Origin of the sequence: Terrisporobacter othiniensis (genome assembly GCF_000808015.1) — a bacterium.
In the GTDB taxonomy this organism is placed as follows: Bacteria; Bacillota; Clostridia; order Peptostreptococcales; family Peptostreptococcaceae; genus Terrisporobacter; species Terrisporobacter muris.
Genome location: NZ_JWHR01000075.1, coordinates 1 through 12014, shown reverse-complemented (window position 1 = coordinate 12014; position 12014 = coordinate 1). Strand labels below are relative to the sequence as shown.

10 protein-coding genes are annotated in these 12014 nt (G+C 28.9%); 2 read left to right on the top strand and 8 right to left on the bottom strand.

The window, feature by feature from the left end; translation table 11 throughout:
- Positions 1-265: 265 nt before the first annotated feature.
- The 3 genes from QX51_RS08145 to QX51_RS08135 form a co-directional block, all read right to left on the bottom strand.
- Positions 266-781, bottom strand: coding sequence for a folate family ECF transporter S component (locus tag QX51_RS08145; RefSeq protein ID WP_039679417.1), 516 nt, complete (start codon positions 779-781; stop codon positions 266-268).
- Positions 782-1286: 505 nt separating this feature from the next.
- Positions 1287-2936: a DEAD/DEAH box helicase gene (locus QX51_RS08140; RefSeq protein ID WP_039679416.1), complete on the bottom strand. Its 1650-nt coding sequence runs from the start codon at positions 2934-2936 to the stop codon at positions 1287-1289.
- A gap of 171 nt (positions 2937-3107) precedes the next feature.
- Entirely contained in the window at positions 3108-4079 is a 972-nt protein-coding gene (locus tag QX51_RS08135; RefSeq protein ID WP_039679415.1) for a calcium/sodium antiporter, read from the bottom strand.
- 295 nt (positions 4080-4374) lie between these two features.
- Between QX51_RS08135 and pflB the strand changes: the two genes are divergently transcribed.
- Together pflB and pflA are read left to right on the top strand one after the other, a co-directional pair.
- Positions 4375-6606, top strand: a complete 2232-nt coding sequence (pflB, locus tag QX51_RS08130) for a formate C-acetyltransferase (protein WP_039679414.1) — start codon at positions 4375-4377, stop codon at positions 6604-6606.
- Positions 6607-6880: 274 nt separating this feature from the next.
- Positions 6881-7621, top strand: coding sequence for a pyruvate formate-lyase-activating protein (gene pflA, locus QX51_RS08125; RefSeq protein ID WP_039679413.1), 741 nt, complete (start codon positions 6881-6883; stop codon positions 7619-7621).
- Positions 7622-8016: 395 nt separating this feature from the next.
- On the opposite strand, the gene QX51_RS08120 is transcribed toward pflA, so the two are convergent.
- The 5 genes from QX51_RS08120 to QX51_RS08100 form a co-directional block, all read right to left on the bottom strand.
- A complete protein-coding gene (locus QX51_RS08120; protein WP_039679412.1) occupies positions 8017-8286 on the bottom strand; it encodes a hypothetical protein in 270 nt (89 codons plus the stop codon).
- 93 nt (positions 8287-8379) lie between these two features.
- The gene (locus QX51_RS08115; RefSeq protein ID WP_039679411.1) at positions 8380-8718 is read right to left on the bottom strand and encodes a hypothetical protein; all 339 of its coding nucleotides are present in this window, start codon (positions 8716-8718) and stop codon (positions 8380-8382) included.
- A gap of 56 nt (positions 8719-8774) precedes the next feature.
- On the bottom strand, positions 8775-9365 hold the full coding sequence (locus QX51_RS08110; RefSeq protein ID WP_039679410.1) for a hypothetical protein: 591 nt from the start codon (positions 9363-9365) through the stop codon (positions 8775-8777).
- 164 nt (positions 9366-9529) lie between these two features.
- On the bottom strand, positions 9530-10726 hold the full coding sequence (gene thiI, locus QX51_RS08105; protein ID WP_039679409.1) for a tRNA uracil 4-sulfurtransferase ThiI: 1197 nt from the start codon (positions 10724-10726) through the stop codon (positions 9530-9532).
- 13 nt (positions 10727-10739) lie between these two features.
- Positions 10740-11891 (bottom strand): cysteine desulfurase family protein, encoded by a 1152-nt coding sequence (locus QX51_RS08100; protein ID WP_039679408.1) that lies wholly within the window; start codon positions 11889-11891, stop codon positions 10740-10742.
- Between the last annotated feature and the right edge of the window lie 123 nt (positions 11892-12014).

Genomic DNA, 12014 nt, shown 5'->3' with positions numbered 1-12014 from the left:
CACTAAAGCCATTAAATTTAAAATTGATAGACATTTTCTCCAATTCTAGCCGTTGTGATTTTGGTATGAATTTTTTATACAACCATTTTACCCTATCTAAATTCGCAGTGGTTGCTCTGCTACACACTATATCCTGATTACGTCATTACTTAATAAATTTTAGCAGTTATATCACACTCAAGTAAATTATCTACTATATTTATTGCTGAATTATTTGATATAATTAATTCCTTTATTGTTTGTAAATTAAAGTATAATTAAAAAATTAAGCATGTGATACTTTCACAAATTTTATCACAACTTTTTTCCATATGATTCCTATTATAAGTGATTGTACTGGTATCATAAGAGCAGCTTTCATTATACGAGTTGGCAATAATGCTAAATAGCCTTTCCCCATCATTATAGATAGCCAATAAGTGTCTAATCCTAAATTTAAAACAAGACATACAGTTAAAACTGCACCTATTATTCTAGGCCATGTTTTTGGTTTATTATATAAAAATACACCATATACTATTCCTGTTAAAAATGCTGTTAATGTAAAGCCTGGGAAAAATGCTCCCGAGGGAAATAATGCAACACCTAAAAGATCTCCTATTGTATATGCTATACCAGCACTTAATGGTCCATACATCATTGCTATTATTGCAATTGGTAAAAAACCAAATCCTATTCTAACTATTGGTGTTTGTATAGAACAGAATCTTGTCAAAATAACTTCTATTGCTATTAACAAACTTATTTGTATTAATTTTTTTACATCAAATTTCTTATTCATAAATTTCCTCCTAATTCTAGCTAGACACACAAATAAGTGATCCATGTGTACGGAGGTATTAAAAATGATAATTACTTTATTTCCTTGTACTGCTACTTATCATTAATTTAATATAGTCTATCTTCTTAATTTAAATAACTATCAGGCTTTAATCAAACATAAAAGTGTTATATTTGATTAAAATAAGTAAAATAATTTGTTTCTATAATTACCACAATACTTATGATTAAATTTGTAATGCCAATAGAATTGAATTTTAAAGTGAATTGATATATCCTCTTTTAATGTCTTTCTTCTAGTGTCATCAACATGTGTATACTTTATGTATACATACAAATAGAAAAGATTTCATATTATGATAATTATGTTAACATCTCATATAAATTATATCATAAATTCATAAGGTTTGTACTGTAAATTACATACTTATTATCTACCAAAGTTATCCTTATTTTTATACAAAAAAAGTAACTTAATCTATTGGATTAAGTTACTTTCATTTATATTATTTTCTTCTTGAATTAGCTTTTTCTATATTAATTTTATTACCTTTAATTTTTATATTTTTCATTTTATCTAAAACTTTTTTTGCATTTTCTTTTGGAACTTCTACAAATGTATATTTATCATATATATCTATAGTTCCAACTAATTTACCTGGTATTCCAGCTTCTCCTGCTATAGCACCAACTACATCTTTAGCTTGTACTCTTTGATTTTTACCAACATTGATAAATAATCTCACCATTCCAGCTTCAGCACTTCTACCACGCTTTCTATCGCCTCTATCTCTATCTTTACGGTCTCTTCTTCCAGATCCATCTCTGTAGTTTGAAGTTTCTTCTACTATTTCTTGTTTTTCTTCATCACCTAGTGCAAGTTTAACAAGAGCAGCTGCTATTTCTATAGCTTCTAATCCTTCTTCTTCACAAAGATTTTCTAACCATTGAGTTTGTTTAGATAAGTTGCTTTCTTTTATAGTTTCTTTAACTTGTTTGAAGAATGCAGTTACTTTCTTTTCTTCAACATCAGCTATAGTTGGTATATCATGTCTAACTAATTTAGATTTAGTATATCTCTCAATATCTTTCATTTTTCTAACTTCTTTTCCAAATACGAATGAGAATGATATACCTTCTCTACCTGCTCTACCAGTTCTACCGATTCTGTGTACATAGTATTCTTCGTCTTGTGGAAGGTCATAGTTAAATACTGCTTCAACATCATCAACATCTATACCTCTAGCTGCAACGTCTGTAGCAACAAGTATATCTATTGTTCCTTGTCTAAATTTGTCCATTACTATATCTCTTTGAGTTTGCTTTAAATCTCCGTGAAGTGCATCTGCAAAGTATCCTCTAGCTTGTAATTCACTTACTAACTCATCAGAACCTCTTTTTGTATTACAGAATACAACTGATAATTTAGGATTGTATACATCTATTAATCTACATAATACTTCTAATTTATTAGCTCTTCTTGTTTCTATATAGTATTGTTTTATATTTGGCACAGTTAATTCTTTTCTTACTATTTTTATTAACTGAGGATCCTCTTGATATTTTTTAGTTAATTCTAATATAGGTTTTGACATTGTTGCTGAGAAGAAAGTCGTTTGTCTTTCAGCTGGAGTTTGTTCTAATATTAATTCGATATCTTCTCTGAATCCCATATCTAACATTTCATCTGCTTCATCAAGAACCAACATTTTAACTTCGTCCATTTTTAAAGTTCTACGATTTATATGATCTATAACACGCCCTGGTGTCCCTATAACAACTTGTACTCCGCTCTTTAATGATTTTATTTGTCTATCTATTGGTTGTCCGCCGTAAACTGGAAGTGTTTTTATACCACTTTTATATTTTCCTAATTTCTTCATTTCACTAGAAACTTGAATCGCAAGTTCTCTTGTAGGACATAATACTACTGCCTGTACACTTTTTTTATTAGGGTCTACCATATCTAATACTGGTATAGAGAAAGCTGCCGTCTTTCCCGTTCCTGTTTGAGCTTGACCTATAACATCTTTTCCTGTTAAGATTACTGGTATAGATTGAGCCTGAATTGGAGATGGCTCCTCAAATCCTAGTTCCGCTACTGATCTCTTTATCTCATCACTAATTGGTAAATCTTCAAATTTTATTATATTCATAAATTATTTATTTCCTTTCCGTTATCATAAATATTAACTTTTCTATTATATAGTTTATTTCAATATTATGCAATTATATTTTTACCCAAAAAAAAGGTCCTATTCAGTTAATCACTTATTTTCGCAATTATCTAAATAAAACCTTATATAAATATGTATAATTTTTTTTGTTTAAGCTAAGTATGTAAAGTATATAGTAGTTATATAAATTATGTAAGTAATTAGTAATATCAAACCTTGTAATCTATATATTTTGCTACTTTTAATTGTGGGTAATATTAAAGTTAATAAAAGAATCGTCATAAATACAAAATCTACCCTTATATTTTGAGCTAATATGGGTAAATCATTTATTAATGATGATATTCCTATAACAGAAGTTATATTTAGTATATTAGCTCCTAATATGTTTCCTACTGATATTCCATGGTGTTTTTTTCTTATTGCAGTTAAAGAAGATACTAACTCTGGCAGTGATGTTCCCAATGCAATCACTGTTAAACTGATTACCCCTTGTGGAATTCCTATAAAACTAGCAAGCTTTACTCCATTATCTACTAGTAACTTAGAACCTACAACCATCATTATTAACCCAAGGATAAATAATACACAAGTTTTGAAACTTTCATGTTTACTCGATTTCATACTGTTGCCTGAATCACCTTCCAAGTTTCTAGAAACATTGACCCTATTTTTTCCTGATACACTTTTTATATTTGAATACATATAAAAAGAAAGTATTACGATTAATAGTAATCCATCACCTTGAGTAATAGTTCCATTACTGCCTAAAATCATTAAACCTAGTACAGAAAGTAATAATATGGCTGATTTAGAAAAAAACATGTTTTTATCAACTTTAAAAGGGCTGATAAATGCCACTAATCCTAAAATCAATCCTGTATTACATATTATAGATCCAACAGCATTACCTAAACTCATTGTTGTATGATTATCTATTGATGCAAAAACTGAAACAGTTAACTCTGGTAATGTAGTTGCAAAGCTCACTATAGTAGCCCCCAAAATTAACTCTGATATTCCAGTCTTTTTACCAATTTGTACTGTACACTCTATAAATATGTCTGCACCTTTAGTTATTAAAAGAAATCCAATCAAAAACAAAATTATAACTACAGTCATGTTATTCCCTCCTATATTTATAGCTATTCAGAATTACAATGTTTATTCATTATAAATTTATATATTTTTTACAATTTTATGAAAAATGATGTTTAAATGATAATCTAGGGGGTATCTATTTAGTATAAGAAAACAGATATAATTCACTTATAAATACGATAAATATTACTCACAAATTTTTGTATACAATATACTGTGTTTATGCTAGAATATATTTGTTGTTACTTATAAATTACAACATTAATTAATTATTTACATTTTAAATAGTAATAATCACTTTTAGGAGGATATCTTAATGAACGCATGGCAAGGTTTTAAAACTGGAAGATGGACTAAAGAAATAGACGTTAGAGGATTTATCCAAGCTAACTACACTCCATATGAAGGAGATGCTTCATTCTTAGCTGGAGCTACTCAAAACACAAAAGACTTATGGGCTGAAGCAATGGAATTATTCAAAAAAGAAAGAGAAAATGGTGGAACTCTTGATGTTGACACTAAAACTGTTTCTGCAATAGATGCTTACGCACCAGGTTATTTAGATAAAGATAAAGAAACTGTTGTTGGTTTCCAAACTGATGCACCTTTAAAAAGAGCTATAATGCCTGAAGGTGGTATAAGAATGGTTGAGACTTCTTGTGAAGCTTATGGATTCAAATGTGATCCACAAGTAAGTGAAATATTCACTAAATACAGAAAAACTCATAACCAAGGTGTATTCGACGCTTATACTGCTGAAATGAGAGCTGCTAGAAGATCTGGTATAATAACAGGACTTCCAGATGCTTACGGAAGAGGTAGAATAATAGGTGACTACAGAAGAGTTGCTTTATACGGTGTTGATAGATTAATAGAAGATAAAAACGCTCAAAAAGATTCTTTAGACGTTTCTTCAATGACAGAAGATGTAATAAGATTAAGAGAAGAAATATCTGATCAAATAAAAGCTTTACAAGCATTAAAAAGAATGGCTGAATCTTATGGATTCGATATATCTGGACCAGCTACTAACTCAAGAGAAGCTGTACAATGGTTATACTTTGCTTACTTAGCAGCTATAAAAGACCAAAATGGTGCTGCTATGTCAATAGGTAGAACTTCTACATTCCTAGATATATACTTCGAAAGAGATTTAAAAGCTGGAACTATAACTGAAGAAGAAGTTCAAGAATTAATGGACCACTTCGTTATGAAATTAAGAATGGTTAAATTCTTAAGAACTCCAGATTACAACGACTTATTCTCTGGTGACCCAACTTGGGTAACAGAATCAATCGGTGGACAAGGTATAGATGGTAGAACATTAGTAACTAAAAACTCATTCAGGGTTTTAAATACTCTTTATACTATAGGGCCATCTCCAGAACCAAACTTAACAGTACTTTGGTCAAAAGACTTCCCACAAGGATTCAAAGATTTCTGTTCTAAAGTGTCTATAGATACAAGTTCAGTTCAATACGAAAATGACGACTTAATGAGACCTTACTGGGGAGATGATTACGGAATAGCTTGTTGTGTATCTGCAATGAGAATTGGTAAACAAATGCAATTCTTCGGAGCTAGAGTAAACATGGCTAAAACTTTACTATACGCTATAAACGGTGGTGTTGATGAAAAATCTGGTGTTCAAGTAGGACCAAGATTTGAACCAATAACTTCTGAATACTTAGATTACAATGAAGTAATGGAAAGATTTGAAGCTTGTACAGATTGGTTAGCTAACCTTTATGTAAATACTTTAAATGTAATCCACTATATGCATGACAAATACTCTTATGAAGCATTAGAAATGGCTTTACATGATAGAGATGTATTCAGAACTATGGCTTGTGGTATGGCTGGTCTTTCAGTTACTGCTGACTCATTATCTGCTATAAAACATGCTAAAGTTAAAACTATAAGAAACGAAGCTGGTGTAGCTGTTGACTTCGAAATTGAAGGAGATTTCCCTAAATACGGAAACAACGATGATAGAGTTGATGATATAGCTGTATACTTAGTAGAAAGCTTCATGAACAAAGTAAGAAAACACAAAACTTACAGAGATTCAGTTCATACTCAATCTATATTAACAATAACTTCAAACGTTGTTTACGGTAAGAAAACTGGTAACACTCCATGTGGTAGAAGAGCTGGTGCTCCATTTGCTCCAGGAGCAAACCCAATGCACGGAAGAGATACTAACGGAGCTTTAGCTTCATTAGCATCAGTTGCTAAATTACCATACGAGCATTCTCAAGATGGTATATCTAATACTTTCTCTATAGTACCAGGTGCTTTAGGAAAAGATATGTCTGAGAGAATAACTAACTTATCAGCAATGATGGACGGATACTTCGGAGATGGAGCTCATCACTTAAACGTTAACGTATTTGATAGAGCTACTTTAGAAGATGCTATGGAACATCCAGAAAAATATCCTCAATTAACTATAAGAGTTTCAGGATACGCTGTTAACTTCATCAAATTAACTAAAGAACAACAATTAGATGTTATAAACAGAACATTCCACGGAAAAATGGCTTAAGCTTAATTGATAAAATACAAGTAAAAAGACTAAATTCATTTTTAGTCTTTTTATTTTACCCTTTTCCTATAAAAAATCAATTTTTTTTGGAAATAATAATTAAAAACTTAACATAAATAATCAAAAAACTTTAAAAGCTAAGATATAAAACATATGAAATGCCCTTATTTTATAGATTTATTTATACAGTTAATCTATAATCTTCTTAATTTTAAATTTTATATAGATATTCTTTATCTTTTTTAGTTTTAATCATATAATTACGAGGTGCAATATGACTACAGGAAGAATTCACTCAATAGAAACATTTGGAACAGTAGATGGACCAGGAATAAGAAGTATCTTATTTTTCCAAGGATGTCCATTAAGATGTAAATACTGCCATAACAGAGATACTTGGAATGTTAAAGATGGAACTGAATATACAGCTGAAGAATTAATAGACAACGTATCTAGATACTCTTCTTACTGGAGATCATCTGGGGGTGGAATAACGGCATCTGGTGGAGAAGCTACTTTACAAGCAGATTTCCTTGCTGAATTATTCGCAATAGCTAAAGAAAGAGATATTCATACTTGTTTAGATACTTCTGGATTTGTTGATATAGAAAAAATCGATAAAGTTTTAGACAATACTGACTTAGTATTACTTGATATAAAACATATGAATGAAGAAGAAGCTAAAAACCTAACAGGTGTAGGAATAGAAAAAACATTAAAGTTAGCAAGACATTTAGATGAAAGAAACATACCTATTTGGTTAAGACATGTTTTAGTTCCTGGTATAACAGATAGTGAAGAAAACTTATCTCAAATAGGTGAGTTAGCTGCTTCTCTAAACAATATAGATAGACTAGAAATCTTACCATATCACACTATGGGTGTTCATAAATGGGAGAACATGGGCCTTGACTATGAATTAAAAGATGTTAGAGATGCTGATGCTGATGATGTAGCTAGAGCTGCTGAAATCATAGAAAAACACGGAGTTAAAGTATTCAATAATAAAAAATAATATTTGTTGAAAAATTAGCTTTATAAATAATTCTATAAAATATGAAAGAAGCCTTATTTAATAAGGCTTCTTTTTTAATTTAATATTTAACTCATTACTATCACTATAAAATTTTAACTTCACATATTAACTAATAATAGTCTCAGTATAGTATAATATATTTATTACATAGCATAAAATCAACATACTTTTTTGCAAAAATTAATATATAAACCTATCATAAAAACATAATATTTAATAATAGTAAACACGAATATATTTGTCTAAAAATAAATCTATTTGTACTCCCTATTTATAATTTTTATATACTTTTAATTTTAATACAGTGTTCCGCTATAACCTGCTTTATGTATAAACATGCTACTTGGTGCTTGAACACTTACACTTGCAGGACCTCATGATAAAGACACGCTAGCTATATTTAGCCAATATAAATCTTGTATGTATAAAAGTGAAATAAAATTATCCAGTTCTGATATAGGAATATTACGATTAGGACGCAAAGAAAAATGAGCAACTCCATAATTAACTAATCTAAATTCTTTTGCTTCAGGTGTATACATATGGTATGCAGTACCATATCTGCTACATTCTGAGGGTCTAGTAAATTTATGAATAAATTCCCCATCAACACGATATAATGATAACGCATGCCCTCCATCCAAAATATTCCATACTCCCCCTATAGAAAAAGTAAAAGTATCATTATTAATTAACTATTCAAAGGGCATATTTTTCCATTTAAAAGAAGCAAAACCTTATACTCTTCCCATTTGGCGATTATCAAATGAATAGATATTAAACTTTAATTTTTCTTTAGGTATATTTCGTGATTCAATTTTATTCGTAGGAATACTTACTATTTTTTGATTCGAATCTTTAAATTCAATATCATCATCTAAAGCTCTCATTTCCTTAAATGTATTATATATTTCTAACTTTGTTGAATTATTCATTTTTTCTAATTCATCCATTGGTATACCTGTACTTAATATAAAATCTGTAGCTAACTCTAAAATTTGTTCAGTATTATCTTTAACCTTACTTGATTCAGCATTGACAGTTAATATGTTTGAACAACAAATTACTTGTAACAATAATTAATTGCATAATAAATTTTATTTTTTCATTAGTTATATACTCCTTTATATTTTTAATGTAGTGTACTATCAAATAGTGGAATAGGAAAGTAATAGTTCAATTGATTTCTCTTAAAAGTTTGGTTTGTTATTGATATCTTTTGACTTTCAATTTGCACTTTTCCAAAATTAAACTCATTATATGGAAAAATATTTACGATTATTTGATCATTATTGTTTAAAGTCGAAATATGGTTATCTTTTATATGTTTGGGCTTTACTTTAAATGATAGTTCTAATATACATTTTTTATCATACATTGGCTTTACTAAATCACCAATTAAATCTATATTAGCACCATTTTTAGTAACCTCGCTGAAATGGTAAGTTTGTTCTACCTTACTTGTTTTTTCATCTTTAACAAAAACACTAGCACTATTATCACATAAATTTTCATACTTATCATCATTTAGCGAGTATGATACTATTATATTATTTTTGAATAAATTAAACTTATCCTTGATTTTAACTCGTATTTTTACGTCATATACATCTGACTCATCACTAATATTTGATACTAAGGACACATCAAAATCATCTAGCTCTTTATTAGGTCCATTGCAATAAAAAAATAATACTATAATAATTGTTATTAATAAACACAAAATAATTATTTTTTTGGTACTATTTTAGGCCAATTTATATTATTTCCAAATGCCAAATACCAAAACATCTACTCATAATGTTTTATAAGTTAATATTATCATATACATTTCTTTTTTACAGTATACTTTTTTACATTAAAAGTATAGTATAGTAGTACTACTTTTTAAAATTCTATTACTTCTACTTCCATATTATCTATAGCATCTTGAATTAATTGTTCCACATCTAATGCTTTTTCTGAATCCTCTATTTTTTCTAATCTTGGCTTAGTTACAGGCTTCTTAGGAGCAAATACTGAACAACAGTCTTCTTCTGGTATTATAGATGTTTCAAAAGTATCTATTTTCTTAGCTATATCTATTATTTCAGTTTTGTCCATAGCTATAAGTGGTCTAAATACTGGTAAGCTAACTGATGCATTTGTACAAGTTAATCCTTGTATAGTTTGAGAAGCAACTTGTCCTATACTTTCTCCAGTTATTAAAGCATCACAGTTTCTTTGTATTCCTACTCTTTCAGCTATTCTCATCATAAATCTTCTTGATATTATTGTCATTTCTTCATCTCTACAATTTAATCCTACAGCTTTTTGTATTTCAAGCAAGTTAATTTTGTGAAGTCTTACTTTACCAACATATTTAGCTAATATTCTTGCTAAGTCTTTTACTTTCTCTTGTGATTTTTCACTTGTAAAAGGATATGTGTGGAAATGTATAGCTTCTACTTCCATACCTCTCTTAGCAACCATCCATGTTGCAACTGGCGAATCTATTCCTCCTGATAGTAAAGACATTGCTTTACCATTTGTTCCTATTGGAAGTCCACCGTATCCCGCTACAGTGTCACTATAAACTACCACATTGCTTTCTCTAAGTTCACATTTTATTTTAACTTCTGGTTTATTTATATCAACTTTTATCTTATCTCCAACCTTAGATAATAAGTATCCACCTATATCTATACTCATATCTTGAGAAGTTAATCTAAATGATTTATCTCCTCTTCTACTCTCTACTTTAAATGATTTAGCTCCATTAGCTATTTTTTCTTCTAAAACTACAAGAGCAGTTTCTTTTAATTGTGTATAAGCCGCTTCTACATCTTCCTCGTTATTTCTAAGGACTTTAACTGCTGGACATACTCCAACTACACCAAATACTTTCTTAACCTCTTCACATATTTCATCATACTCGTAGTCACCTAAATCTACATATACTCTTCCATATTCTTTGTACACGTTAAATTTATCTATTGGCTTTAACATATTTTTTATATTTTTTATTAATTTATTTTCAAATATATATCTATTTTTACCTTTAACACCTATTTCTCCGTATTTTACTATAATTGAATTGTACATATTCCACCTCTTATTATCGTCTTTTTATTATTGTTCTCAAGTCATTTATTGAATCTTTTAACACTTTTACAGTTTCTAAAATTTCTTCTTCTTTGTTAAAATCAGATAAACTGAATCTTACTGCACCCTCTATTTCATCTGGCTTAAGTTTTATTGCATTTAATACATGACTTCCCTTTTTCTTAGAAGAACACGCTGATCCTGTAGATACATAAATATTTTTTTGTTCTAAGAAATGAAGTAAAACTTCTCCTCTTATATTTTCAAAAGAAACATTTAATATGTGACAAACTCCATCCTCTGGCGAATTTACTTTTACACCTTCTATATTTTTTAATATTTCCTCTTTTAATAATACTTTTAGACTTTGTATTTTTTCAATTTTACTATCTAAATCTTTATTCATTATTTCTACTGCTTTTCCTAAACCATAAATTCCAGGTACATTTTCTGTTCCTGATCTTACACTAGATTCTTGTCCTCCACCAGTAATAATAGGTTTTAGTTTGCTATTTTCCTTGATATACATAAATCCTATTCCTTTTGGTCCATGGAACTTATGAGCACTTACTGTCATAAAATCAATATTATATCTAGTTGGTCTAAATTTAATTTTTGTGTAAGATTGAACACAATCCACATGGAAGTATACCTTTTGTTCTAAAGTTTTTAAATATTTTCCTATTTCTTCGATAGGTTGGATACTACCAATCTCATTATTAACGTGCATTGTAGAAATTAATATAGTAGAAGGTTTTATTGCTTTTTTCACATCCTCTATATTTATTTTCCCACTTTCATCAACTTCTAATAACGTTATTTCAAATCCTTCTTTTTCTAAATCAGTAAGAGTCGCTAACACTGAAGGATGTTCTATATTAGTAGAAATTATATGATTTTTTGTTTTTCTAAAATTGTAAGCAACACCTCTAATAATAGTATTATTAGATTCCGTTCCTCCTGATGTAAAAAATATTTCTTTATCTTTTACACCCAAACTTCTTGCTATATCTTGTCTTATTCCTTTAATTTTTCTATCTACTTCTATTCCTTTTTTATGTAATGAAGAAGGATTTCCGTATTCTGTAGTAAGGGCTTTCACCATTTCTTCTACTACCTCTTCATAAGGTTTTGTAGTTGCGCTATTATCTAAATAAATTTCCATTTACTACACCGTCCTATTATATTTTTTATTAATATATCAATCAATTACGTAACTTAATTAATTTGTCAAAAATATTAGCATTTTTTATTATACCATTTTTATACCTATTTTTTAATGTTATAC

Excerpts from the sequence above, each read along its gene's own strand:
- QX51_RS08135 (WP_039679415.1), bottom strand. The coding sequence starts at position 4,079 with ATGACTGTAGTTATAATTTTGTTTTTGATTGGATTTCTTTTAATAACT.
- QX51_RS08145 (WP_039679417.1), bottom strand. The coding sequence starts at position 781 with ATGAATAAGAAATTTGATGTAAAAAAATTAATACAAATAAGTTTGTTA.
- QX51_RS08140 (WP_039679416.1), bottom strand. The coding sequence starts at position 2,936 with ATGAATATAATAAAATTTGAAGATTTACCAATTAGTGATGAGATAAAG.
- pflA (WP_039679413.1), top strand. The coding sequence starts at position 6,881 with ATGACTACAGGAAGAATTCACTCAATAGAAACATTTGGAACAGTAGAT.
- QX51_RS08100 (WP_039679408.1), bottom strand. The coding sequence starts at position 11,891 with ATGGAAATTTATTTAGATAATAGCGCAACTACAAAACCTTATGAAGAG.
- pflB (WP_039679414.1), top strand. The coding sequence starts at position 4,375 with ATGAACGCATGGCAAGGTTTTAAAACTGGAAGATGGACTAAAGAAATA.
- thiI (WP_039679409.1), bottom strand. The coding sequence starts at position 10,726 with ATGTACAATTCAATTATAGTAAAATACGGAGAAATAGGTGTTAAAGGT.